21 protein-coding genes and 1 other RNA gene are annotated in these 25,359 nt (G+C 44.3%); 5 read left to right on the top strand and 17 right to left on the bottom strand.

Going from position 1 to position 25,359, the window contains the following annotated elements; genetic code table 11:
• Window positions 1-85: 85 nt before the first annotated feature.
• The 14 genes from accD to ppnP all read right to left on the bottom strand — a co-directional run bounded on the left by accD (window position 86) and on the right by ppnP (window position 14,494).
• On the bottom strand, window positions 86-949 hold the full coding sequence (accD, locus tag MMOL_RS04990) for an acetyl-CoA carboxylase, carboxyltransferase subunit beta (RefSeq protein ID WP_015831927.1): 864 nt from the start codon (window positions 947-949) through the stop codon (window positions 86-88).
• Window positions 950-968: 19 nt separating this feature from the next.
• Complete coding sequence (gene trpA, locus MMOL_RS04985; RefSeq protein ID WP_015831926.1) at window positions 969-1,769, bottom strand: tryptophan synthase subunit alpha; 801 nt, start codon at window positions 1,767-1,769, stop codon at window positions 969-971.
• A gap of 141 nt (window positions 1,770-1,910) precedes the next feature.
• On the bottom strand, window positions 1,911-3,113 hold the full coding sequence (trpB, locus tag MMOL_RS04980) for a tryptophan synthase subunit beta (RefSeq protein WP_015831925.1): 1,203 nt from the start codon (window positions 3,111-3,113) through the stop codon (window positions 1,911-1,913).
• An 89-nt stretch (window positions 3,114-3,202) separates the two neighbouring features.
• Window positions 3,203-3,817 (bottom strand): phosphoribosylanthranilate isomerase, encoded by a 615-nt coding sequence (locus MMOL_RS04975; RefSeq protein WP_015831924.1) that lies wholly within the window; start codon window positions 3,815-3,817, stop codon window positions 3,203-3,205.
• A 77-nt stretch (window positions 3,818-3,894) separates the two neighbouring features.
• Window positions 3,895-4,680: a tRNA pseudouridine(38-40) synthase TruA gene (truA, locus tag MMOL_RS04970; protein WP_015831923.1), complete on the bottom strand. Its 786-nt coding sequence runs from the start codon at window positions 4,678-4,680 to the stop codon at window positions 3,895-3,897.
• Window positions 4,677-5,306 (bottom strand): CbiQ family ECF transporter T component, encoded by a 630-nt coding sequence (locus MMOL_RS04965; protein WP_015831922.1) that lies wholly within the window; start codon window positions 5,304-5,306, stop codon window positions 4,677-4,679. Before MMOL_RS04965 ends, truA begins: the two co-directional genes overlap by 4 nt.
• 178 nt (window positions 5,307-5,484) lie before the next feature.
• Window positions 5,485-8,559: a motility hub landmark protein FimV gene (locus tag MMOL_RS04960; RefSeq protein ID WP_049764471.1), complete on the bottom strand. Its 3,075-nt coding sequence runs from the start codon at window positions 8,557-8,559 to the stop codon at window positions 5,485-5,487.
• 194 nt (window positions 8,560-8,753) lie between these two features.
• Window positions 8,754-9,866, bottom strand: coding sequence for an aspartate-semialdehyde dehydrogenase (asd, locus tag MMOL_RS04955; RefSeq protein ID WP_015831920.1), 1,113 nt, complete (start codon window positions 9,864-9,866; stop codon window positions 8,754-8,756).
• A gap of 181 nt (window positions 9,867-10,047) precedes the next feature.
• Window positions 10,048-11,103: a 3-isopropylmalate dehydrogenase gene (leuB, locus tag MMOL_RS04950; protein ID WP_015831919.1), complete on the bottom strand. Its 1,056-nt coding sequence runs from the start codon at window positions 11,101-11,103 to the stop codon at window positions 10,048-10,050.
• A 125-nt stretch (window positions 11,104-11,228) separates the two neighbouring features.
• Complete coding sequence (gene leuD / locus MMOL_RS04945) at window positions 11,229-11,867, bottom strand: 3-isopropylmalate dehydratase small subunit (protein ID WP_015831918.1); 639 nt, start codon at window positions 11,865-11,867, stop codon at window positions 11,229-11,231.
• A gap of 100 nt (window positions 11,868-11,967) precedes the next feature.
• Complete coding sequence (locus MMOL_RS04940; protein WP_015831917.1) at window positions 11,968-12,087, bottom strand: entericidin A/B family lipoprotein; 120 nt, start codon at window positions 12,085-12,087, stop codon at window positions 11,968-11,970.
• A 22-nt stretch (window positions 12,088-12,109) separates the two neighbouring features.
• Window positions 12,110-13,522 (bottom strand): 3-isopropylmalate dehydratase large subunit, encoded by a 1,413-nt coding sequence (gene leuC / locus MMOL_RS04935; RefSeq protein ID WP_015831916.1) that lies wholly within the window; start codon window positions 13,520-13,522, stop codon window positions 12,110-12,112.
• A gap of 41 nt (window positions 13,523-13,563) precedes the next feature.
• Window positions 13,564-14,058 carry a YajQ family cyclic di-GMP-binding protein gene (locus MMOL_RS04930; RefSeq protein ID WP_015831915.1) on the bottom strand — a complete coding sequence of 165 codons (495 nt, stop codon included), beginning with the start codon at window positions 14,056-14,058 and terminating at the stop codon, window positions 13,564-13,566.
• A 124-nt stretch (window positions 14,059-14,182) separates the two neighbouring features.
• Window positions 14,183-14,494: a pyrimidine/purine nucleoside phosphorylase gene (gene ppnP / locus MMOL_RS04925; RefSeq protein WP_015831914.1), complete on the bottom strand. Its 312-nt coding sequence runs from the start codon at window positions 14,492-14,494 to the stop codon at window positions 14,183-14,185.
• 363 nt (window positions 14,495-14,857) lie between these two features.
• Between ppnP and MMOL_RS11900 the strand changes: the two genes are divergently transcribed.
• Window positions 14,858-17,071, top strand: coding sequence for a PAS domain S-box protein (locus tag MMOL_RS11900; protein ID WP_015831913.1), 2,214 nt, complete (start codon window positions 14,858-14,860; stop codon window positions 17,069-17,071).
• A gap of 210 nt (window positions 17,072-17,281) precedes the next feature.
• Here MMOL_RS11900 and metE read toward each other — a convergent pair whose 3' ends face one another.
• Window positions 17,282-19,567, bottom strand: coding sequence for a 5-methyltetrahydropteroyltriglutamate--homocysteine S-methyltransferase (metE, locus tag MMOL_RS04910; RefSeq protein WP_015831911.1), 2,286 nt, complete (start codon window positions 19,565-19,567; stop codon window positions 17,282-17,284).
• A gap of 103 nt (window positions 19,568-19,670) precedes the next feature.
• Here metE and MMOL_RS04905 point away from each other — a divergent pair, with 103 nt between their 5' ends.
• Together MMOL_RS04905 and MMOL_RS04900 are read left to right on the top strand one after the other, a co-directional pair.
• A complete protein-coding gene (locus tag MMOL_RS04905) occupies window positions 19,671-20,564 on the top strand; it encodes a LysR family transcriptional regulator (protein WP_015831910.1) in 894 nt (297 codons plus the stop codon).
• 177 nt (window positions 20,565-20,741) lie between these two features.
• Window positions 20,742-22,928 carry a putative bifunctional diguanylate cyclase/phosphodiesterase gene (locus tag MMOL_RS04900; protein ID WP_015831909.1) on the top strand — a complete coding sequence of 729 codons (2,187 nt, stop codon included), beginning with the start codon at window positions 20,742-20,744 and terminating at the stop codon, window positions 22,926-22,928.
• A gap of 449 nt (window positions 22,929-23,377) precedes the next feature.
• Here the strand turns inward: MMOL_RS04900 and ssrA are convergent.
• Both ssrA and smpB read right to left on the bottom strand, forming a co-directional pair.
• Window positions 23,378-23,742, bottom strand: a transfer-messenger RNA (tmRNA) gene (gene ssrA, locus MMOL_RS12085).
• 114 nt (window positions 23,743-23,856) lie between these two features.
• Window positions 23,857-24,306: an SsrA-binding protein SmpB gene (gene smpB / locus MMOL_RS04895; protein ID WP_015831908.1), complete on the bottom strand. Its 450-nt coding sequence runs from the start codon at window positions 24,304-24,306 to the stop codon at window positions 23,857-23,859.
• Window positions 24,307-24,449: 143 nt separating this feature from the next.
• On the opposite strand from smpB, the gene MMOL_RS04890 reads away from it, so the two are divergent.
• Window positions 24,450-24,884 carry a type II toxin-antitoxin system RatA family toxin gene (locus MMOL_RS04890; protein ID WP_015831907.1) on the top strand — a complete coding sequence of 145 codons (435 nt, stop codon included), beginning with the start codon at window positions 24,450-24,452 and terminating at the stop codon, window positions 24,882-24,884.
• Between the two features lie 12 nt (window positions 24,885-24,896).
• The gene (locus MMOL_RS04885) at window positions 24,897-25,220 is read left to right on the top strand and encodes an RnfH family protein (protein WP_015831906.1); all 324 of its coding nucleotides are present in this window, start codon (window positions 24,897-24,899) and stop codon (window positions 25,218-25,220) included.
• The last annotated feature ends 139 nt before the right edge of the window (window positions 25,221-25,359 follow it).

Here is a 25,359-nt window from a genome sequence, read left to right as displayed (position 1 = left end):
TTTATGCATTTAAAGTCAGCCCCAAAAAAGTCATCTTTATATTCTAAAGTTACAGCAAAAGATTCAAGTTACAACAAAATCCGCATTAAGCTACTGCTGGCAAACGCATCAAGTTAGCTAACAGTGTAGCCAAACGATTGCGCATTTCACGGCGATCAATAATCAAATCAATCGCGCCATGTTCTAGCAGGAACTCTGCACGTTGGAAACCATCTGGCAATGTTTCACGTACGGTTTGCTCAATCACACGTGGGCCAGCAAAGCCAATCAACGCTTGCGGCTCAGCCACAATTACATCGCCCAACATGGCAAAGCTGGCAGAAACACCGCCCATGGTCGGGTCAGTCAGTACTGAGATATAGGGTAAGCCGGCTTTGCTTAATTGCGTTAATGCTGCACTGGTTTTCGCCATCTGCATCAGCGACAGCAAGCCCTCTTGCATACGAGCACCGCCACTGGCAGAAATACAAATAAATGCCATTTTGTTATCAATTGCCGTTTGCACACCACGCGCAAAACGCTCGCCAACCACAGAGCCCATAGAACCGCCCATGTACTTGAACTCAAATACTGCAACTACCGCAGGCACAGACTTAATGCTGCCTTGCATCACGATAAGTGCGTCTTTTTCATTGATCGCTTTTTGTGACTCTTTGATACGGTCTGCGTAGCTCTTACTATCTTTGAATTTTAGCGGGTCGATTGGTTGCACATTGGCACCAATTTCAAATTGCCCTTCAGCGTCTAACAGTTGTGCTAAACGTGCACGTGCGCCAATACGGTTGTGGTAACCACACTTAGGGCACACTTCTGCATTGTCTTCCAAATCTTTACGGTAGAGTACAGACTGGCATGATGAACACTTGCTCCAAAGTCCTTCTGGCACTGTTTTCTTGTCAGCACCAACCACACGTTGAATTTTTTGCGGTAATTTATTTAACCAACCCATTGCATATTCCCTTTAACAATTACGCAGCATCAACTGCGGTTTTTAACTCTTGCATCAATGCAGCAACATTGTCTAACAAATTATCATCGTTAGAAGCTTCAATCTCCAGCACCATACGGCTACCTACCACCACTGCATCAGCGATTGCAGCAGTGGCCTTAGCCGTCGCTGCATCACGAATACCAAAACCCACGCCTACCGGCAGTTTAGTTTGCTGACGAATCGATGCCACACGTGCAGAAACCTCTACGATATCCAGATTCGCGGCGCCGGTAACGCCTTTAAGCGACACATAATACACAAAACCACTTGCCTGATTAACGATAAGCTCCACACGCTTAGGCTCGGTTGTTGGCGACAATAAAAATACAGGGTCAATATCACGTGCACGTAGCTCTTGCACAAAACCCACACACTCCTCAGGTGGGTAATCAACCGTAATCACACCATCAACATCAGCAGCCTTAGCTCTGTCGGCAAATACTGTCGCACCAATTGCTTCAATCGGGTTGGCGTAGCCCATCAACACAATCGGTGTAACCTGATCGGTTTTACGAAACTCTTTCACCATATCCAGCACTGAGGTTAAACCCACTTTATGCACCAATGCGCGCTCGCTCGCACGTTGAATTACCGGGCCATCAGCCATCGGGTCTGAAAAAGGCACACCTAACTCAATCATATCGGCGCCGTTTTTAACCAATGTGTGCATTAAATTAACGGTGTGTTTAGGATGTGGATCTCCAGCCGTAATGTAAGGGATCAAGGCTGTTTTGCCTTGCTGTTTTAATGTAGCAAAAGTTGTTTGAATTCGTGACATAGTGAGCTTAATGTTTTACTAGTGAGTTAATTTTAAAATCAGAACTTAGTGAGCGTTAACTGGACTGGCAGGGTTGTGATACGGCCCTGCATGCACAATAATTTAACGAGCCCCACTAACACCCTGAGTCTTAACGTTTATTTATAAAGTGATATTTGCCAGCTTAGCAACGGTATTAATATCTTTATCACCACGGCCAGACAGGTTAACCAACACAATCTGATCTTTGCTCATGGTTTTAGCCAATTTTTGCCCATATGCGAGTGCATGGCTAGACTCTAATGCAGGAATAATACCTTCAGTACGGCATAGGTTATGGAATGCTGCCATGGCTTCATCATCAGTAATCGCCACGTATTCTGCGCGTTTAATATCTTTCAACCATGCATGCTCAGGGCCAACGCCTGGGTAATCCAAACCGGCTGAAATAGAATGCGTTTCAATAATCTGACCGTCTCTGTCTTGCATCAGGTAAGTACGGTTGCCATGTAACACACCCACTGGACTGTTAGCAGTAAGCGGCGCCGCATGCATGCCGGTTTCAATACCGTGACCCGCAGCTTCCACACCAATCAATCGCACATTAGGTACGTCAATGTACGGGTAGAATATACCCATCGCATTTGAGCCGCCACCTACACAAGCCACGACAGCATCAGGCTGGCGCCCTGCCATTTCCAGCATTTGCTCTTTAGCCTCTATACCAATCACCGCTTGGAAATCACGCACCATCATTGGGTATGGATGTGGGCCAGCCACGGTACCGATGATGTAGAAAGTATTATGAATGTTAGTTACCCAGTCACGCATGGCTTCATTCAGTGCGTCTTTAAGCGTTTTAGAACCACTCTCGACTGGCACAACGGTCGCGCCTAACAATTTCATTCTATAAACATTAGGTGCCTGACGTTTCACGTCTTCGCTACCCATATAGACCACACATTCCAAACCCAAGCGCGCTGCAATGGTTGCAGTAGCCACGCCATGCTGGCCAGCACCAGTTTCAGCAATCACTCTAGGCTTACCCATGCGCTTAGCTAACAGTGCTTGGCCTATCGTATTATTAATTTTGTGCGCACCCGTGTGGTTTAAGTCTTCGCGCTTCAAGTAAATTTGCGCACCACCAACTTGATCAGACAAGCGTTTTGCATGATAAATTGGGCTGGGACGGCCAACAAAATGTTTCAAGTCATATGCATACTCAGCCAAGAACTCAGGGTCATGACGGTATTTTTCATACATCACACGCAGCTCATCAAGTGCTTCCACCAAAGTTTCTGCGACAAAAGTACCACCGAACTGTCCAAAATGTCCACGTGCATCTGGCATATCATAAAGCTGCATATTCAATCTCCACTTAAACTCACTGCAATCCATTCAAATTACAAATAGATTAAAATACAAACAGATTTAAAACTATTAATAGGGTTCAATTACAAATAGACTTGTTGCATAAATGCAGCAATTTTTGCTGCATCTTTAATTCCTTTTGATGCTTCCACACCGCCGCTCACATCCACTGCATATGGCATAACTTGCCTAATCGCCGCAGCCACATTATCTGCAGTTAATCCGCCCGCCAATATAACAGGCTTATCTAAGCCCGGCGGGATTAAACCCCAATCAAACACATGACCGGTGCCACCGGCGACACCTTCTGTATAGGTATCTAACAATAGAGCTCTTGATGCAGCATAATCTTTCGCACATTGTACCAAATTTGTGTCTGACTTAACGCGAACTGCCTTGATAAAAGGTAAGCCATAGCGCGCGCACTGCTCTGGCGTTTCGTCTCCGTGAAATTGCAGCAAGTCCAAAGCCACACGTGAGGTCACTTCTTTCACAAAGCTCTCTTCAGCATTTACAAACAAACCCACCACACTCACGAAAGCAGGTATCTGCTGTGCAATAGCCGCTGCTTGCTCGATAGAAACTGCGCGAGGGCTAGGTGCATAAAAAACCAAGCCAATGGCATCTGCACCCTGCTCTACTGCAGATAAGGCATCTTCCACCCTGGTAATACCACAGATTTTTACTCTGACTCTCAAAACCGTATCCTTAAACTTGCACGCCCCAAAATGACTAGACTTTATTCAGCATAAAGTAAACGTACAGCATTGTAACGCTAAACCAATAATTTCAAACCAGGCTGCATATTTTTCGGTAGCCCCCATTTTGCATCATAGCCAACATCGGTTAAATACAAGCCATTGGGCGAAAATGTGGGCGGTGATAAGGTGCGATCTTTGCCTTGCAACAACTCTCGCATGTAGGCTGGCGGGTACTTGCCTTTGCCTATATAGATTAACGCGCCCACCATATTGCGCACTTGATGCTGTAAAAATGCATTAGCCGAAAAGTTAAACAAAAAGAACTGGCCAGACTGCACCACCCCAGCCTGAGACATATGCCTGATCGCAGTTTTTGCCTGGCACTCAGAGGCGCGGAAGGCAGTAAAATCATGCTCGCCTATCAAATAGCTGGCTGCCTCGGACATCGCCGCATAATCTAAAGGTAAATGAAACCACCCTGCCTTATCAGCCATCAGCGCAGAGGCTACTGGCGCGTTATACAGCAAATACTGATAACTTCTGCTAAATGCAGAAAATCTAGCATGAAAATCATCATCCACAGCATGCGCCCACTCCACACGTATAGTTGCTGGCAGATGCGCGTTAACGCCACGAACCCAGGCCGATAGTGGGCGCTTGGCATCCGTTTCAAAATGTACAATTTGCCCCAAGGCATGTACCCCGGTATCAGTTCTACCTGCAGCATGCACCCTCACCGCATGCTGCGCGACATCTTGCAGCGCAGACTCTAGCGCATCCTGCACGCCGCAAGCAGACGGCTGGCTCTGCCAACCGCAATACAGTGAACCATCGTAAGACACCCCTAAAGCAATTTTCACACAAACCTCATTGCAATCATTACCATCAAAATAAACAACATCAGCACCACAGCAACTTTATCGGCCAGACTAAAAGACCTCTGCTCGAGACTTACAGCATCAAAAGTAGGCATAACCTCTAACTCGCGATCAATTTCGTTAAGGTGACGAAAGCGAAAACCAGATTTAGCCTTGCTTGCAAACTCATCAACATAATTCAAGGTAAGCAACAAGCGCACTGAAAACCGCTCAACATCCAAACCTAAATAACCCAAGGGCTTTAGCAGCATATGCAAGGCTAGCATTAGCTCTGTTTTAGCCAAAGTGGCGAGCAGTACGCTAAGTGCGGCTAACGCAATCACCAAACGTGAAATTTGCAGCAACCCCAACTGCAGGCCTTCAAAGCTAGGCGCAATGCTGATTGGAAATTGAGGAAGCAATTCTCCTGGCGTACCAAATGCATAAATCAGAAAAATTGAGAAAAAAAACCAGCGCATACGCCGCATACTAGCCAAAAAACCTTTGTACTGCAGCTTAAGTGCTAACACACAAAGCACTAGCGACAATACAATTAATCGCTGTGCATCTACAACGCCAGCAAGTAACAGCAGTAAAAAAAGCAATAATACCTTAACGAAGGGATGCATACTCAATAAATGTCAGTCAGGGTTTAATTTACTATCGGCCTACATCAGCAGTCCATATAAGATTCAAAACATTTAGCTCACCCACAAAGCTACTGCAATTTAAGCACGACGGTTACAACAATGGCTTCAATGAACAAAAAGGCCGAGCATAAGCTCGGCCTTTTTGTTCAAGTGGTCATTACAAGCTAGCTAGCAAATGCTCAGCACGTGATTTTTGCTGAGGACCGCCCTCTTTCAACACTTCTTCGAGCAATTCGCGCGCACCTTCTTTATCATCCATATCAATATAAGCTGCAACTAAATCCAGTTTAATATCAACATCTTGGTTCTCTGAAGCACTAGACGCAGGCGCTGTTAGCGTTAAGTCATCGGCTGATTCAGATAACGCATCTTCACCTAAATCTAAACTAATCGCCGAAAAATCAAAATCATTGGACGCAAGCTCATTAGTCGGCTCTTTGGCCTCAATTGTTGCGGGCGCATCTAACTCGCTATCTAATGAGAAATCAAAGTTGATATCTTCAACTACAGGCTCTTGAACTGCACCATTAACTGCTGCGCTATCAGGCTGCAGCAAGCTACTGAAATCTACATCTTCGGCCTTGTCCAAATCTAACGGCGTGTTAAATGAAATCTCCATAGGCGTATCTGGAATCTCAATAGCCACAGGTTCTTCAATCGAAAATTCAAAACCAGTAGTATCTGCCACGCTTGGCATACTAGCTGATGTTAAGTCATCACCAGCTACTAAATCACTTGGTGCTAGATCATTGGCAAACTCAATATTGGGAGCAGTATCCAAGAATGACGGCACTTCAAAAGAAGCCATGTCATTTGCTTTAGCTTCCAGCTCAGCACTAGCTGGGTCTACTGCCTTTGGCTCGATGAACTCTGGCACGACCATTTCAGGTTCAACTACAGCCAGGTCAGCACTATCATCAGTGCCCATGCTAAATTCTAATAAATTATCATCAGCACTTAGATTATTATTGGTCAAAGCCGCATCACTATCGTCTGCAATAACAAGCTCTTCAGCCGCAACTGCAGATGGCTCAGGCTCAGCAACGCCCAAATCAAACTCCAGACTATTATCCGCTTCTTGTACTGAAGCAAAGCTTTCCATCACAGCGGAGCTTGGGCTCAGCTTGCTATCGAATGCTTCTGTTTCTGATGCCAACATATCCAATGCAAGTGGATCAGCCGTTGGCACTTCAGCTTTATATGTAGTAGCAGGTTCAGAAACATCATCTAAAGAAAAGTCTAGACTAACATCTTGCGATGAGAACAATTCACTCTCGGCGGCACTACTATCGTTGAGCGAAGCTGAAACAGCAGAACTTGAAACCGCAGCGACAGAAGCCACAGCAGCAACACCAGCCAGTTTATACAGTGGATTATCGGGTTCCAGCTTACTACCCATCTCGGCAACTTTTGTCCAAGTTGGATCATCTGCACCTAAGGTGGTATATAACTCACCTGCCACAGCCTCAAATGCAGAAACGTCATTACGGCCTGCATACATTTCTAGTAGTTTCAGGTGCAACTCATAACGTTTAGGCTCTTTAACAATCGCATCTTTAAGAATCTCTTCAGCCTGTGCATCACGACCGTAAGCCATATAGACTTCAGCCTCGGCAATAGGGTCAACGTCATTCGTATCAATCATGCTGCCATCAGCACTTTGCGCGAAGTCTGTTAAGAAAGACGTATCAGATGTGCTTGAATTACCCGTTGTATTACCAAACACGGTATTTGCACGCAAACCACCAGAGGTCAGAATACCGCGTTCGAAGCTATCCAACTCTTTTCTGCGTTTATTACGCAGGAATAACCAACCAGCACCCAACATAACCAGAGCAGAGGTTCCACCCAATAGTTTAATATCAAGCCCCTCAAGCAGGCTTTCAAAGAAAGATGGCTCTGGTGCGGGATTAACGACAGGAGGTGGCGGTGCTTTAACCACCGGCTTAGCTGGCGGTGGTTTTGGAGGCTCTACTTTGGCTGCAGGTTCAGCCTTTGCCTCAGGCTCTACTTTTGCTGTAGATTCAGCCGGCACTGGTTTAGCCGCAGACGGCGCTGGTGTAGCTTCTGCATTTTTTTGCAAATCAGTCATGGTCTGATTCTTCAGCGCCAATAACTTTTGCATATCTTCAATTTGTTTTTCTAATGCGGCAGCACGTGACTGCGACTCTTTTAGTGCTTTTTCACGCGCGATAGCCTCTTCTTGCAAAGCGGTCACTTTGGCATCAGCCTCTGCGCCACCCGGCTTCTGACCATTCCCTACACTTTTATCGCCTGCAGAAAGTTTAACCACATCCTGCACGCCAGGCTTAACTGGCGCTGACTTATCTTCAGCCGAAGCAATTTTCCCTGACGCGGACTGCTTTGGTTCACTCTCTTCTGCGGCTACTGCAGTTTTTACATTGCCAGCAAGTGAGTTACGGTAAGCGTTCCAGTTAGAAGCGTGTACTTTTAAGGCTTGTTTTGCTTGTTTTGTATCGATTGCTGTGAGTTTTTCAACAGAAGGCGCTTTAATGATTTGCCCAACTTTAAGCTGGTTCATGTTTGCGTTGGCAAAGGCAGACTTATTGTTTTCAAACAGGCCAACCAGCATTTGATCTAAGCTAACACCTTCAACCTGCATTTTCTGCGCGATTGCAGCCAAGGTATCACCACGCTTGGTAGTCAACTCAGCAGCACCGGCCTCTTTTTGCTCAGCATCTACTGGCGCAGCCTCTTCCTGTTTAGCTGCTGCATTGACATTTTTCTTTTGTGATTTTTTAGCACTGCGCGCTAAAGGTTTAGCTGTACCGACATCTCTGGAAGCGCTAGCAGCATTAATGCTAGGTCTGGTAACCGGCGCAAAGTCAGAAGCGGTATTGCTTGCCTGCTTATACTCAGGCGGATCAAGTAAAAGCGTATATTCACGTAGTAAGCGGCCTGATGCCCAGTCCACTTGGATCAACATATCTAGGTACGGGTCATTGATAGGCGTGTTGGAGCGTATCCTCAAGATTGGTGCGCCAGTATCGCTCTTAGCGACATCAACTCTGATGTTGCTGTGGATGCCTAAACGTGTAATCCCCTGCACGTTATAAGCTTCTTCGGAAGCGATTGCTGCGGTCAAGGTGGAAAGCTCTTCTGGCGTCGCAGATAGAAGCTCAACCTCTGCTTTTAATGGCTCACCCAGACCTGAATTAACATTTAGTTTCCCCAAGCCTGCTGTATAGCCAACGATAGGCATAAATGCCATGCAGACCGCTAACGAAATTTGCTTTATTTTTGATTTATGCACATCGCTACCTTTAAACGTACTAAATATTTGCAATATGAAAATAACATCAAATAGTTAGGTATGCAAGCTCATAATGCACATTATGTATAGCCGCAATCAGGTAGCGATATTTTGTCAGCCATTTTCACAATCCAGATTTGCTCTGGATTGATTTATTTTTCTATTAAAATCCGCAACATACGACGTAATGGTTCAGCAGCGCCCCACAGCAATTGATCACCTACAGTAAACGCTGACAGATAATCATTACCCATATTAAGTTTGCGCAATCTACCCACTGGGGTGATTAGCGTACCTGTTACCGCTGCTGGCGTTAACTCACGCATGCTTGCTTCACGCTCATTAGGCACAACTTTTGCCCATTGATTGGCCTCTGCCAACATCTGGCTGATTTCATCTAATGGCACATCTTTTTTAAGTTTGATGGTCAGCGCTTGGCTGTGACAGCGCATTGCACCAATACGCACACACAAACCATCAATCAGCACAGGATTAGCTTCGCGACCCAGAATCTTATTGGTCTCTACGCCCCCTTTCCACTCTTCTTTACTTTGGCCATTGCCCAGGTCTTTGTCAATCCAAGGGATTAAGCTACCAGCTAAAGGCACACCAAAATGCGCAGTAGGAAAACGCTCATCACGTAATGTACCGGCAACTTCTCTATCAATATCTAAAATTGCAGATGCAGGGTCTTTTAAAAAACTACTGGCTACACGGTGCGCCTCGCCCATTTGATTCAGCAGCTCGCGCATATTTTGTGCACCAGCACCTGAAGCCGCCTGATATGTCATAGAAGTAGCCCACTCAACCAAGTCAGCTTTAAACAAGCCATTTAAAGCCATTAGCATCAATGAAACTGTACAGTTACCACCCACCCAGTTTTTAGTGCCTTGTGCATAAGCATCTTGGATAACATGCATATTCACCGGGTCGAGCACGATTACTGCATCTTTTTCCATGCGCAATGTAGATGCAGCATCAATCCAGTGACCATTCCAGCCAGCTGCGCGCAACTGTGGAAATACCTCAGTTGTGTAGTCGCCACCTTGGCAAGACACGATAGCATCCATAGCTTTCAGTGCATTAATATCTTTAGCATCCAGTAATGCCGGCGTATCTTTACCTACATTTGGGCCTTTGCCGCCTACTTGTGAGGTGGTGAAAAATTGCGGCTCAATGAGTGCAAAGTCATTTTCTTCTAACATGCGTTGCATCAAAACGGACCCAACCATGCCACGCCAGCCTACAAAACCTACTTTAAGCATTTTATTTTCCACTTTTAATAATTAACTGTTGCTGAAAAATCAGCAGGTTATCAAATAATAAACCCTAATTACTGCCAATGCTGAATTACTTTAAACACTGGGATTGCTGCAACCACTAAGTCACTTAAACCAGTTACGCACTGAAGCCGGATTTCTGACGCCCGGCTTCCTTAAGTCAAAATTACAGCGCAGCAACTACGGCATCACCCATGGCATTACAACCCACTTTGTTTGAACCTTCAGTCCAAATATCAGCTGTTCTGTAACCTTGTGCCAACGCTTTTTTCACGGCATTTTCAACACGTTGCGCATTGGCTTCATCATTGAATGTGTAACGCAGCATCATGGCAACGGAAAGTATGGTCGCCAATGGGTTAGCAATGTCTTTACCCGCGATATCAGGTGCTGAACCGTGACTAGGCTCATACATACCCTTATTGTTTTCATCTAAAGAGGCAGATGGCAACATACCGATAGAACCGGTCAGCATAGAGGCTTCATCAGACAAGATATCGCCAAAGATATTACCAGTTACCATCACATCAAACTGTTTAGGTGCGCGAATCAATTGCATCGCCGCGTTATCTACATACATGTGACTAAGCTCAACTTCTGGGTACTCTACAGACAGCTCAATCATCACTTGGCGCCACAATTCAGTCGCTTCCAACACGTTAGCTTTATCTACTGAACATACTTTTTTATTGCGCTTCATCGCAATATCAAACGCTACGCGGCCAATGCGGCGAATCTCTGATTCGTTATAGCGCATGGTATTTACGCCTTCGCGTTCACCGTTTTCTAATTTAGAAATGCCGCGTGGCTGACCAAAGTAGATATCGCCAGTTAACTCACGCACGATCATGATATCTAAACCAGAAACCACTTCCGGCTTCAATGTAGATGCTGAAGCAAGCTCTGGGTAAAGCAAAGCTGGGCGCAAGTTAGCAAATAAATTTAGCTCTTTACGAATGCGCAACAAACCGCGCTCCGGACGTAAATGGCGCTCTAGTTTGTCGTATTTCCAATCACCAACAGCACCTAGCAACACCGCATCTGCTTCTTTAGCTAACTTTAGCGTTGCATCAGGTAACGGATCACCAGCTGCTTCATAACCGGCACCACCAATTGGTGCTTCAGTCATGCTGATATCTAAATCAAGTGCGTTTAATACTTTAACCGCTTGTGCAACGATTTCTGGACCAATACCATCACCTGGCAATACTGCTATTTTCATGAAAATACTTTCTTAAGCTTAATGTTGACTATACTAAATTCGAATTATCGCGATTTGAATAAAAGCGGCTGATGCACCACAACTTTAAAGCAATCGGCTTAGCGATTGCCTTAGCCGCAGGTACCTCAGTTAAAAAGCCAAGGTTGAGATTGCTGATGCTTAAGCTCAAATGCCTTAATCTTATCCTGATGCTGCATGGTTAAACCGATGTCATCCAAACCATTTAACAAGCAGTGCTTACGGAAAGCATCTACTTCAAATGCATATGACTCACCCGCAGGAGTCGTAATGGTTTGCGCTTCTAAATTGACATCAAGCTTGTAACCTTCATTGGCAGACACTTGATTGAACAAGACATCAATCACATCGGCGCTCAACACGATAGGTAACATGCCATTTTTGAAGCAGTTATTAAAGAAAATATCGGCAAAGCTTGAAGCAAGGATGACTTTAAAACCGTAATCCTCCAAGGCCCATGGCGCGTGCTCACGGCTAGAGCCACAGCCAAAGTTTTCACGCGTTAACAATACGCTCGCACCTTGATAGCGTGGCTGATTCAGCACAAAATCAGGGTTTAATGGACGCTTGCTATTATCCATACCTGGCTCGCCTTGGTCTAAATAGCGCCACTCATCAAATGCGTTAGGACCAAAACCACTACGTTTGATCGATTTCAAAAACTGTTTAGGAATAATCGCATCCGTATCCACATTAGCACGGTCTAATGGTGCGACCAATCCATTCAATTGCGTAAAAGCTTGCATGATATTTTCTTAAATTTTGGTTAATAATCTGGCTAAATACTTTAGCGCCCTACCTACTCAATGAAGCACTAATTAACCAGGTATTGCTTAATTTCTGATCTTAGTTTGCTGACTTCTGAATCGCTTCGCCGCCTTTTTCCAGATCCTTGCCAATACCGGCTACGGTATTGCAAGCTGATAACACGGCTGCGATCATCACAAAGAAGAATAGTTTTTTCATTTATTTTTACCCTTTAATAAAGTTAACTTAAATCTCTTACGTCAACAAAATGACCGGCAACCGCAGCTGCCGCCGCCATTTCAGGACTAACCAAATGCGTACGTCCCCCCTGCCCTTGACGTCCCTCAAAATTACGGTTGCTGGTTGACGCACAGCGCTCACCAGATGCCAAACGGTCAGCATTCATGGCTAAACACATAGAGCAACCAGGCTCGCGCCACTCAAAACCGGCTTCAGTAAAAATCTTATCCAAGCCTTCTTGCTCAGCTTGTGCTTTTACCAAACCAGAGCCCGGCACCACCAATGCCAATTTCACATTAGGTGCAATGCGTTTGCCTTTAGCAACCGCTGCCGCTGCGCGTAAATCTTCAATACGTGAATTGGTGCAAGAGCCAATAAACACTTTATCAATGCTAATTTCATTGATTGGCGTGTTAGGAATTAAGCCCATGTAAGCATAGGCACGCTCCCAATCATGACGTTGCACATCGTTTTTAGCCATGTCTAAGCTAGGCACTTTTCCGTCAATACCAACCACCATCTCTGGTGAAGTACCCCAAGTCACTTGTGGCTGAATCTCTTCTGCGGCTACTGTAATTACTGTATCGAATTTGGCACCTTCATCACTGTGCAAGGTACTCCAGTAAGCAACAGCCGCATCCCATTGCTCCGCTTTAGGTGCAAATGGTCGGCCTTTCACATACTCAATAGTTGTATTATCTACTGCCACCATGCCGGCGCGTGCGCCTGCCTCAATCGCCATATTGCACAAGGTCATGCGACCTTCCATGCTCATATTGCGAATCACGGAGCCTGCAAACTCAATCGCAAAGCCATTACCACCCGCGGTACCGGTTTTACCAATAATCGCCAGTGCAACATCCTTAGCCGTGACGCCTTTACCTAAAGTGCCATTCACTACCACTTGCATGGTTTTAGACTTCTTTTGCACCAGACATTGGGTAGCCATCACATGCTCAACTTCTGAGGTACCGATACCATGCGCCAATGCACCAAACGCACCATGCGTACTGGTATGCGAGTCACCGCACACCACAGTCATACCCGGTAAGGTAGCGCCCTGCTCAGGTCCAACCACATGTACGATGCCTTGACGAGCATCCATGAACGGGAAGTAAGCTTTTGCGCCAAACTCGCGAATGTTGTCGCTCAAGGTTTCTATCTGCAAACGTGCCACCGGATCTGCAATGCCAGCCAGGCCTTTTTCCCAGCCATTGGTTGGCGTGTTGTGGTCTGCCGTAGCTACGATAGAAGAAATGCGCCAAGGCTTACGCCCTGCCAAACGCAGCCCCTCAAACGCTTGCGGACTAGTCACTTCGTGCACCAAATGACGGTCAATATAAATGAGCGCTGTGCCGTTTTCCTCGGTCACAACGTGGGAATCAAACAATTTGTCGTATAACGTTTTTGCCATAGTTCTCTGCTTTTAAGTTCGCCAGTCAATACTGCACTTACTTAATCCCTAAAATTACCAAACTGCAACGGAAAATCCGTCACACTCTTCTTCACAAATGCAATCGCGTCTTGCAGGATATCTCGCTTAGCACCATTAACACGTACGGTATCACCCTGAATACTCGCTTGCACCTTCATGCCTGAGTCCTTAATCAGCTTGGTGATACGCTTAGCTAAATCACTATCAATACCAGCGCGGATTTTCATCTCCTGCTTCACCTTATTGCCCGATATTTTTTGGACATCTTTATGATCCAAGCGTTTAGATGAATCAGGCTCTTTCTTTTCCATCGCTGGCAACAGAATATCTTTAACCTGGTCGAGCTGAAAGTCATTGTCGCCAAACAAGGTAATCACGCTATCTTTTTCGTTCAGCTCAACCTTAGCTGAGCTGCCTTTAAAATCATAGCGATTGGTAATTTGCTTACCTGCGGTATCAATCGCATTCTTCAAAGCAACCATATCGACTTCTGAAGAAATATCAAATGAAGGCATATATATTCCTAAATATATTTTCTAACCAAACTTCTAACTAAGATTAGGTCAAACCAAGATGGTCAAACCAAGATGGCCAAACCAATTGCAGGCAACTCCATCAGCCACCTACAACACATAATCATTACTCAAAGTGACAAACGTAATCTAATGTTTCCACTGTTTCGATATCAAATGATGAGTTACCTGGCACAGTGAATTTTTCACCTGCGCTGTATGTTTTCCAGTCATCTTCACCTTGCAAGCGCACTTTACATACACCGGCATTAATTTCCATCAACTCTGGAGCGGCTGTATTAAATGTAAGTGTGCTAGGAAAAATAACACCAATCGTACTGCGTGTTCCATTTGGGAACATAACCGTGTGACTAACGCACTTGCCATCAAAATAAACGTTAGCTTTCTTTTTAACACTGACATTATCAAATTGCGCCATTTGCTTTAGCTTTCAGAAAAAATCAAAACACTATTATCGCAGAAAAGGCTTGCCAAACCAATAAATGACTTGCAAATGCTTAGAACAAGCAAACACATGACCCAGCTTAAAACAAAACATCCAGCTTTCACTCAATTTGAGATAGTTTTTGAGATGATTTATCACTGTATTATCTAGACACCTCACTTTAAAACAAAGTTGAATAAAAGATAAATTTAACTACAAAACAAATAGTTAGCACACATTTAATCACCTGGAAAAATTAAAGTAATATTTACGATTGGCAATCAATAAATATTTTAGGTAAGATGAAAATGAGATTTATTCATTGATTTAATCACATACATTAGAAGCTACGATAACTTGAAAACTCCTAGCCTCCCACACAACGAAGTTAGTCGTCTTGAGTTTCTCAAGAATCTCAACATTCTCGATTCTTTACCAGAACAAAGCTTCGATGATCTAGCTACTCTTGCATCAGAAATCTGCAAAACACCGATTGCTATCATTACGCTGCTTGATGAAAGTCGCCAATGGTTCAAGAGCAAAGTTGGATTAACCGCTACTGAAACCCCTAGAGAAATTTCATTTTGCGGGCACGCCATTCTAGGAAATGACATATTTGAAATACCCAATGCTTTAGATGACGATAGATTTATCGACAACCCTTTAGTAACTGGCAATCCTAATATACGTTTTTATGCTGGGATTCCACTCGTTAGTAGCGTCAATTATGCGCTTGGGACGCTCTGTGTGATAGACCAAAAGGCGCGCGAGTTATCTGAAGAACAGCGCCACTCACTTAAGAAACTTGGTCGCTTAGTAGAAGCATTAATCGAAGCGCGCATCCAGTACCAGAAACTGCAAGAAATGAGTGCAGCGCTATTTGATAAAACAACGTTTCTGAACACGCTACTATCTAGTACAGACGAATCAATCATTTCAACCGATCTTAATGGATTAATTACTAGCTTTAGTCGGGGCTCTGAAAGCATGCTAGGTTATACAGCAGATGAAGTGGTTGGCCTAAAAACACCGGCTATATTTCATGATGTAAAAGAAATGCATCAACGCGCTCATGAGCTGAGTCACATTTTAAATAAACCGATAGAAACCAGTTTTTATGTTTTTATATCCCAAGCGTTACAAAGAAAATCTGAAACTCGTGAGTGGACGTATATTCGCAAAAATGGCACATCGTTACCTGTCAGCTTAACTGTCACCCCAATGTACGACAACACAGGTGAATTATTTGGCTATCTCGGTGTTGCGCATGACATTAGCCTGCGCAAGCAAGCGGAACAAGAAACAAGTTATATGGCCGGAATATTGGAGCGTACCGGAGAGTTAGCGAAAGTCGGCGGATGGGAGTTTGATATTGCCAGCATGCAGATTAAACATTGGACGACAGAGGTATTTCGCATCCATGAGCTAGATCCCCCACAATTACCGTCACTTGAACAGGCCATGACGTTTTATCCACCAGAATCCCGGCGCGAGCTGGAAGCTACGATTGATCAAGCAACCCAGACAGGTATGCCATGGGATATGGAGTTACCGTTCACCACAGCCAAAGGCAAGCACATTTGGGTGCGTACCCAAGGCTCAGCCATCATGCGTGACGGCAAGGCGACTAGCCTGATTGGCGCGTTTCAAGATATTACCTCACAAAAGACGGTTGAGAATGCATTGAAAACCAGAGAAAAAAGTTTTAATGACATTATTGAGTACGCTCCGATTGGCATGGCTATTGTGTCACTAGAGGGTAGATTCACTCGAGTCAATCAAGCTTTGTGCAATATTGTTGGCTATAGTAGTGAGGAGCTGATGCAGCTCACGTTCCAGGAAATCACGTTCCCTGATGATTTAGAGGCTGACTTAGAGCGTGTTAGCCAGTTGATTGAAGATAAAATTAGCACATATCAAACACAAAAACGCTACATCCACAAAGATAAAAGAATTGTATGGGTTCAGTTATCAGTGAGTATTTCTAGAGATCAGGACCGCACGCCTAAATATTTAATTGCACAAATTGAAGACATTACCGAACGTAAATACCAACATGAGGAAGCAGAGCAGTTTGCGTATCACGACCCGCTGACTAATTTGCCTAACCGCAGAATGCTATTAAGCAGATTACACCATGCTTTGATGCAAACTGAGCGCTTCTATCGAGCAATGGCCCTGATGTTTCTTGATTTAGATCATTTTAAGAATATCAATGACTCATTAGGCCACGACGTAGGAGATATGTTGCTAAAAGAGGTAGCCAATCGACTGCTAAAGTGTGTGCGCTCTATTGACACGGTTTCAAGGCATGGTGGTGACGAGTTTGTTATTGTCCTTTCAGAAATCTCACACACTGAAGATGCAGAGCTTGTGGCACAAAAAATCATAGCGAGCTTTAAGGAACCGATTCTAATTAACGGGCATGAGATTATGATGAGCACAAGCATTGGAATTGCAGTGAGCAAGCACGAAAAACCAACTAAAGCAGATGAGTTAATGAAACACGCAGACAAGGCAATGTATGAGGCTAAGGGCGCCGGTAGAAACAGATACTGTTTTCACGATTAAATTTAATGCTGATCAAGCTAACTAAACTAAGGCAGGAATTAGCTATTACCCCACTAATTACTTGGCCTATTTTTTTATTGATTACTATTTTCTCTGCTAAATTATAAAGATAGCAACCTAAAGCAAAGCCGCCCAATCCTCACTGGGCGGCTTTATGAACTATCGCCGTAAGTAACGCCGTGCCGCTACTACTTACAGCAACGGTTAATCTTAAGCCGTGGCGCGTAGCTTTTTGGCGGCGGCAACCATATTAGTCAATGCAGGCAAAACTTCTTCCCATTGCCGTGTTTTCAAACCACAATCAGGGTTTACCCATAAACGCTCAGCAGGCACGCGTTCAGCAGCTTTCTGCATTAATTGAATAATATGTTCTTGCGTCGGAATATTAGGCGAATGAATATCATATACACCTGGCCCGATTTCATTCGGGTAGTTGAAATTGTCAAAAGCGTCTAATAACTCCATATCGGAGCGAGAAGTCTCTATCGTAATCACATCTGCATCCATCTCAGCAATCGCCGCAATGATGTCGTTGAACTCTGAATAACACATATGCGTATGTATCTGTGTTTCATCTTTCACTCCATTAGCAGCAATGCGATATGATTCCACCGCCCAATTCAAATACTCTTTCCACTGTGATTTACGTAACGGCAAACCTTCACGCAATGCTGCTTCGTCAATCTGAATAATATTGATGCCTGCTTTTTCTAAGTCCAGCACCTCCTCGCGAATCGCCAGTGCCAACTGATAGCAACTTACTGCGCGAGGCTGATCATCGCGAACAAAAGACCAGTTAAGGATAGTCACAGGGCCTGTCAACATGCCCTTCATTGGCTTACTAGTCAATGACTGGGCATACTTAATCCACGAGACTGTCATAGCTTGCGGACGGCTAATATCACCAAACAAAATCGGTGGTTTAACACATCTTGAACCATAAGACTGTACCCAGCCAAATTGACTAAATGCGTAGCCTTCTAGTTTCTCACCAAAGTATTCAACCATATCATTACGTTCAGCTTCACCATGCACTAGCACGTCCAATCCTAGCGCTTCCTGCTCCCTCACGCTACGTTCAATTTCTGCTTTCATCGCTAGCTGATAACCAGAGTAATCAAGTTCTCTAGATTTAAATTGGCTACGTGCCAGACGGATTTCTGCAGTCTGCGGAAAAGAGCCTATGGTAGTAGTTGGATACTTAGGTAAATTGAGCAATGCCGCTTGTTTTCTAGCCCGCTGTGCGTACACATTCTGACGCTGACCAAGTTTCGGCGTTAGCTTGCCCAACGCTTCTCTGACTGCAGGATTATGCACGCGCGCTGAATGACTGCGATCTTCAATTGCTACATGATTGCTTGCCAATTGCTCTCTAACTGCCTCGCGGCCTTGATTTAAGGCGATAGATAAAATATGTAGTTCTTCCAACTTTTGTTGCGCGAATGCCAACCAAGACTTAATGTCGCTATCTATGTTTTCTTCACTGTCGAGATCTACCGGAACATGCAGCAAAGAGCAAGAAGGCGCAATCCATAAACGATCCATCAAACGCTCAGCCAACGGCTCTAACCAATCAAGTGTAGCCGTCAGATCCGTCTTCCAAATATTACGGCCATTGATCACACCAATGGAAAGCACCATGTGAGAAGGGAGCATGCCAATCAAAGGTAATACTTCGTGACGACTATTAATAGCATCTACATGCAAACCTGCTACCGGTAGATTAGCAGCCAAATACTGATTATCAGCTAATTGACCAAAATATGTTGCCAACAATAATTTAACGCGGCTGGCCTTCAATTGATGGTATGCCAACTTAAATGCATGTTGCCAATTAGCATCCAGCTCAGTCACCAATATAGGCTCATCAATCTGCACCCACTCAACCTCTTGCTCTGCCAAATCTTCCAGCAGATTAGTATAGACTTGCACTAGTTGTGGCAGTAAATCCAGCTTGTCCGAACCATCTTTGGTCTTACCAATTGCAAGATAAGTCAAAGGACCAATTATCACTGGCTTAGCTTTAACACCTAGCTTCTTGGCCTCAATTAATTGCTCGAGCAAACGGGTGGAATCCAATTTGAATTTAGTTGCCGCTGTGAACTCAGGCACAATATAGTGATAATTAGTATCAAACCACTTAGTCATTTCCCCAGCGGCAATATCGCCACAGCAATACGCATGATTAGATTGTGCAGAGCGACCACGTGCAACACGGAAGTAATTATCTAGTGGGTCACCATGAAAGCCTCTTACACGCTCAGGTAAATTACCGAGCGTAAAAGACATGTCCAACACCTGATCATAAAAAGAAAAGTCACCTACGGGTACCAAATCCAACGTTGATTGCAAACGCCAGTGACGCTGACGCAGCTCTTTTCCACATGATTTCAATTCTTCACATGTTGATTGCCCTTTCCAGTAAGACTCCAACGCAAATTTAAGCTCTCGTTTCGCACCTATCCGCGAAAAACCAAGATTGTGTGTAGATACCATCATAATTCCCATCATTTTTAAAAGATGCTGAATTTTATAAAGAGAAATCTATGAAGTAAAATGGTAATATTTCAATAATTAATTAATTTTATTCATACATAAGATGTTAGAACGTATCCATTTAGCCATTATTCGTGAGGTTGATCGACAAGGCTCACTGACTGCAGCAGCCAATACTTTGTGCTTAACACAGTCAGCACTAAGCCATTCAATAAAAAAACTAGAGCAACAGCTAGAAACAGCCATTTGGTTACGCGAAGGGCGCACCTTACGACCAACCCAAGCCGGAGAATATTTACTGGCTGTGGCTAACAGAGTATTACCGCAACTATCGCTAGCGGAAGAACAATTGCGGCAATTTGCTCAAGGCGAACGCGGTACACTACGTATTGGCATGGAGTGCCACCCCTGCTATCAATGGTTGCTGAAAGTGGTGTCCCCCTACCTAGAGGAGTGGCCAGACGTAGATGTAGATGTCAAACAGAAGTTTCAATTTGGCGGCATAGGTGCACTATTTGGTTATGAAATTGAGATACTGGTCACGCCAGACCCATTGTATAGACCTGGGCTACATTTCGAGCCTGTCTTTGATTATGAGCAAGTATTGGTCGTTAGCTGCAACCATCATTTGGCCACGCAAAACCATGTAGAACCCGAGCAATTAAGCCATGAAACACTGATAACCTATCCGGTAGAGATTAATCGATTAGACATTTACAATCAGTTTCTCCAACCTGCCGGCATCCATCCAAAACACCACAAAACGATTGAAACTACCGACATCATGCTGCAAATGGTTGCCTCAAACCGTGGAGTTGCCGCCCTGCCACGATGGCTCGTAGAAAAGTATGCACATGAAATAGCTATTACCCCGGTAAAGCTAGGCAAGCAAGGTATTGCAAAACAAATTTTTCTAGGTTCTCGCGAAGACGATCTGAATATCGACTATTTAAAAGCATTCTTCCAAACAGCACGCTCAGCCTCATTTGAAGGATAGAAAACAAACTACTACACGCCAACACAGGCCCATCCATTTAAAGCTTAATCATATAGAAGAGTTACTTATAAATCTGATTGCAATTTTCAAAATATATTAATAGAATCAATAGTGTTCTGCTCCATGCTAGAAATAAAAAACCACTCTGGCTACAAATAAAAATAAAGGAGACCTTGGATGAGATGTCCGGCGATACTACCGACCGAGTCAGAGAGACTAAGTGCTTTATTAGATCATGGATTAGACGACGAATGCCTGATTCCCAATTTGGACCCTGTTGTTCACATTGCAGCACGCATGTTTGGCATGCCTGTAGCCGCAGTCAATATGATAGGCAGTGATCATGTCTTCTTTGCAGCGCATGTCGGCGCTGGCAAATTTGATATGAGCCGTGATGTCTCTTTCTGCGCCCACGCTATCAATCAATCAGGTGTAATGGTCGTGCCAGACGCCACCTTGGATGAGCGTTTTCACGACAATCCTTTAGTCACAGGTGAAACAAATCTTCGCTTCTATGCAGGCGCCCCGCTACGCTCCCCAGAGGGGTTAGCGCTTGGTGCACTTTGCATTGCAGATAGCCAGCCTCATACCGACTTCTCTACGAGCGACCAGTTAAGGTTAGAGGAGCTTGCCAAAATGGCCTCAGACAGATTGGAGTTACGCCGTATTGAAATCAGCGGCAATCAGTCTAGGCCAGACTTTGAAGAGTACGCCGGCAATTCCACCACACCTGTCGTGTGGTTTGACCAGACGCTTTGCATCACTGCATGGAACAATGCCGCAGCACAATCTCATGGCTACAGCCTAGAAGAAGGCATTGGTAAACCCATTGAACAATTAATGCCAGCGCGCGCACGCTCTATCTTCCAAGAGATCATCAACAAAGCAATTTCAGCAGGCTCCTTAAACGATTTGGTTATTCCCTCAGAGATAAATGGGCTTCGTAAAGACGGCACTCAGTTCATTCTAGGTTTCTCACTATTCAGCTGGAAAGACGCAGGCAATATTAAGTTTGAAGCCGTACTTAAAGATATTACTGCACAACGCCTTGAGGAAATTGAGCTTCATCAGCAAGCAAATATTGACCCGCTAACAGGGCTGGTAAATCGTGGTAGTTTTTACAGGGCAGTAGAGTCAGCAATGATTACACCATCACCGATGACCGTGCTGATGATTGACCTTGATGGTTTTAAAGACGTTAACGACACCCTAGGCGATGCAGTAGGAGATAGTATCCTTAAAGAAGTATCAAACCGACTACTTAAATTAGTCAATACCGTAGGCGTTGCCGCGAGAATTGGCGGTGACGAATTTGCAATCATGTGGCCGCAAATGACAAATCCTGGGCTAGCAATCCAACTAGCAGAAGCAGCTGTTGCAACGATCGCGATGCCCATCAGCGTCAATGGGCAGGAAGTACGGGTTGCCGCCAGTTGCGGTGTAGCCATTGCCCCTGACCAAGCACATGAAGCATTAGAGCTAATCAGTAACGCAGATTTAGCCTTATTTAAAGCGAAAAGTATTGGTCGTGGACAGGCTTTTCTATATGTCACAGCATTACGTCTAGATGCAGTGGTGCGTCGTCTTTACGCTTTGGAGTTACACCGCGCTGTCGATGAGGGTGAATTCTTGCTTCTTTATCAACCACAGGTAGACTTAATCACAGGTGAGATCACAGGTGCAGAAGCCCTGTTGCGCTGGCACCACCCCGAGAGAGGCATATTGTCGCCAATTACTTTCTTACCAGCATTAGAGCGTGGCACTTTGGCCGCAACTGTTGGGACATGGGTGCTGGATGAAGCATGCGCACAAGTTGCATATTGGCGCAGGAATGGCGCACCTAACATGCGCATGGGCGTAAATCTTTTCGGGGCTCAGTTTCATGTCGGCGACATAGTGACTGAAGTAATTGAAACACTAGATCGACATGGTTTGCCGCCGGAGGCACTAGAGTTAGAGGTTACAGAAAATATTGCACCGGACAACGATGACGTAGTGCTTAACAGCCTCCGCCAGTTGCACAATTATGGGGTTGGTATTGCCATGGATGACTTTGGCACTGGCTACGCCTCATTAAGTTTACTCAAAACCTACCCATTAACGCGCATCAAGATTGACCAATCATTTGTGCATGGCATGCTAGATCAAGAACAAGATGCTTCCGTAATACGAGCCACTTTAGATATAGCGCGCAGTTTTAAATTAAAAACCATTGCAGAAGGAATCGAAACAGAAAACCAGCGACACTATTTGCTTGAGAAAAAATGCATGGAAGGACAAGGCTACTTGTTTGGAAAACCTATCCCTGCGGCACAATTCTCTGCATTAATTGAGGCAAACAAACTGTCTAACGAGCTTGCATAAAATAACCAAAAGTTTATTGAGGTAGCAAAATGTAGATAGCATCGGAATAAAGCAGGTGAAAAGTTGCAAGCACCAGCCTGCTAAACTTCAGGCTTTATTTCACACACTTCAATTTAAAATACTAGAGTTAGTAAATATCACTCTACCATTCACATCAAGCGACTTGCTAAACTTATGGAGAATTTTTCTTCAAGTATTTGAATGTCATGCACACTAAAAATCTTATTAATAATACTCACGAACTCATACCCACCTAAATCGCTACACTCTATCGCTGTTTTATTTGAAATGATCCAACTTCAAAAAGAACAAAGCAAATTGGCATTGATAATATTCATTAGGCGAAAAAAAACCTGCGTTTAAGCAGGTTTTATAAGTGTTAAATTGAGCTGTATATTCTAACAATCAACCAAAAAGCACTTTATTTGATACTAGATGAAACACTAAAATGGTGGAGCAGGCGGGAATCGAACCCGCGTCCGCAAGCCCTCCACAGACAGTTCTACATACTTAGCCTTGTTGTTTAATTTAACGTGTAACACACCAACAGACAAGCAGTTTACACGCGAGCTACCTTAAGGTTAATGATGTGCTAAGTAACCCAACACAACACGTATCCCGTGTATATGACACTGCGTATGGGTTACCCCAATCCACCCCACGGGAGAGATGGTGCAGCGTCCAGCAGGATTAAGCTGCTAGAGAGTAAGTTTCGTCGTTTGCGACTATACTTTTTCTAGTTTATTTACGAGGTGACTAGTCCTCGGTATGCCCTGCACTGCTTTGCAACCCACGTCGAAACCTGGTCAGCCCCATAAGTCTGTAACTAAGAAAACAGCTACAATCTGACAGATGAAATCTCCAACAGTTCAACCGTTGTAATTTCATAAGCAAGCTAGATTATACGCTTTTACAATGGTCAACAAAACTATTTATTATGCGCACGCATGATTCGGCCTTTTTCGCGCTCCCAATCCTTGGCTTTTTCTGTGTCACGTTTATCATGCTGCTTCTTACCTTTAGCAAGGCCAATCTGCACTTTTACGCGCCCTTTAGAAAAATGCATATCAAGCGGCACCAAAGTGTAACCTGAACGCTCCACCTTGCCGATCAATCTTGATATTTCTTCATTATGTAGCAGCAACTTACGCGTTCTAATTGCATCTGGACGAATATGTGTAGAAGCAGCGCCCAGCGGCGTTACGTGGCACCCGATCAAATAGACCTCGCCACGCTGAATAATGACATACGCCTCTTTAATATTAATACGATTTTCTCGTATCGCCTTGACTTCCCAGCCCTCTAAAACGATACCAGCCTCATATTTATCTTCGATAAAATAATCAAAAAAAGCTTTTTTATTTTGTGCGATGCTCATAAAACTAAAAATTTCTTGGCGAATAGCTTAAAATCGCCATTTTACTCTACTCTCTTGTTTGTTTGGTTGAACATCTTGAGTAATAACAAGTAATTTGCTCATGTTTGAGCCAATCAGATTTAAGGTAACGTTTAAAGGCAAGCATGGCGCATGTTAAAAAAACCGTTTTAGTCAACCACTCAGCAGGCAGCATGTTCCTGTTAGTCGATGACGTAGAGCAATACCCCAAATTTTTACCTTGGTGTGGCGGGGTTGATTTAATTCAACAAGATGATGCCAGCACGGTAGCCACTTTGCATATAGATTATCATGGTCTACGCCAGAATTTCACTACAGAAAACCATAAGACCTTTCCGCTTGCCATGGAGATACAATTAAAAAATGGACCATTCAAGCATTTGAATGGCTCATGGCATTTTTTGGCACTAAGTGACGATGCCTGCAAAGTTGAATTTTCACTTAACTATGAGTTTGAAAATCATTTTCTAGAAAAAATCATTGCGCCAGTTTTCAACCATATCGCCAATACATTTGTAGATGGTTTTGTGAAGCGCGCTAATGCTGTTTATGCAAAATAATGGGAAACGACCATGAGCCTACCCACCGAAATTACCGTTGAAGTTGCTTATGCATTACCTGATGAGCAATTGATCATCCCCATCAAAGTGCATGACGGCACCAGCGCGAAAGATGCAATCAAGGCTTCTGGAATCATGGAAAAATTCCCTAACATTGATTTAAGCATCAATAAAATAGGTATTTTTGGCAAACTCACCAAGCTGGACACAAAGCTGCGTCATTTAGACCGTGTAGAAATATATCGCCCACTTGTTGCCGACCCGAAAGAAGTAAGAAAACAAAGGGCTGCCGATGGCAAAGCGATGAAAAAAGGCGGCGGGGATGTCTCTGCTTAAACTGCATCTCCAGTTAAACTGCGTACCCAGCTTAAACTAAATACCTAATTAAACTACCTACTAGGTAGCTTAATACCGCACCTTAGATAATTAAACTATGACGCAAAAGAATGGGCGCATATAGCGCCCTAGAAATCAA

This window comes from Methylotenera mobilis JLW8 (assembly GCF_000023705.1).
Taxonomy (GTDB): domain Bacteria; phylum Pseudomonadota; class Gammaproteobacteria; order Burkholderiales; family Methylophilaceae; genus Methylotenera; species Methylotenera mobilis.
Note: the sequence above shows the minus strand (reverse complement) of the source record. Positions and strands in the feature narration are given on the sequence as shown.

Excerpts from the sequence above, each read along its gene's own strand:
- metE (WP_015831911.1), bottom strand. The coding sequence starts at position 19,567 with ATGGTATCTACACACAATCTTGGTTTTTCGCGGATAGGTGCGAAACGA.
- MMOL_RS04940 (WP_015831917.1), bottom strand. The coding sequence starts at position 12,087 with ATGAAAAAACTATTCTTCTTTGTGATGATCGCAGCCGTGTTATCAGCT.
- leuC (WP_015831916.1), bottom strand. The coding sequence starts at position 13,522 with ATGGCAAAAACGTTATACGACAAATTGTTTGATTCCCACGTTGTGACC.
- MMOL_RS04905 (WP_015831910.1), top strand. The coding sequence starts at position 19,671 with ATGTTAGAACGTATCCATTTAGCCATTATTCGTGAGGTTGATCGACAA.
- ppnP (WP_015831914.1), bottom strand. The coding sequence starts at position 14,494 with ATGGCGCAATTTGATAATGTCAGTGTTAAAAAGAAAGCTAACGTTTAT.
- smpB (WP_015831908.1), bottom strand. The coding sequence starts at position 24,306 with ATGAGCATCGCACAAAATAAAAAAGCTTTTTTTGATTATTTTATCGAA.
- MMOL_RS04960 (WP_049764471.1), bottom strand. The coding sequence starts at position 8,559 with ATGGCATTTATGCCTATCGTTGGCTATACAGCAGGCTTGGGGAAACTA.
- MMOL_RS04890 (WP_015831907.1), top strand. The coding sequence starts at position 24,450 with ATGGCGCATGTTAAAAAAACCGTTTTAGTCAACCACTCAGCAGGCAGC.
- leuD (WP_015831918.1), bottom strand. The coding sequence starts at position 11,867 with ATGCAAGCTTTTACGCAATTGAATGGATTGGTCGCACCATTAGACCGT.
- trpB (WP_015831925.1), bottom strand. The coding sequence starts at position 3,113 with ATGCAGCTTTATGATATGCCAGATGCACGTGGACATTTTGGACAGTTC.
- leuB (WP_015831919.1), bottom strand. The coding sequence starts at position 11,103 with ATGAAAATAGCAGTATTGCCAGGTGATGGTATTGGTCCAGAAATCGTT.
- trpA (WP_015831926.1), bottom strand. The coding sequence starts at position 1,769 with ATGTCACGAATTCAAACAACTTTTGCTACATTAAAACAGCAAGGCAAA.
- accD (WP_015831927.1), bottom strand. The coding sequence starts at position 949 with ATGGGTTGGTTAAATAAATTACCGCAAAAAATTCAACGTGTGGTTGGT.
- asd (WP_015831920.1), bottom strand. The coding sequence starts at position 9,866 with ATGCTTAAAGTAGGTTTTGTAGGCTGGCGTGGCATGGTTGGGTCCGTT.
- MMOL_RS04900 (WP_015831909.1), top strand. The coding sequence starts at position 20,742 with ATGAGATGTCCGGCGATACTACCGACCGAGTCAGAGAGACTAAGTGCT.
- MMOL_RS04885 (WP_015831906.1), top strand. The coding sequence starts at position 24,897 with ATGAGCCTACCCACCGAAATTACCGTTGAAGTTGCTTATGCATTACCT.
- MMOL_RS04965 (WP_015831922.1), bottom strand. The coding sequence starts at position 5,306 with ATGCATCCCTTCGTTAAGGTATTATTGCTTTTTTTACTGCTGTTACTT.
- MMOL_RS04930 (WP_015831915.1), bottom strand. The coding sequence starts at position 14,058 with ATGCCTTCATTTGATATTTCTTCAGAAGTCGATATGGTTGCTTTGAAG.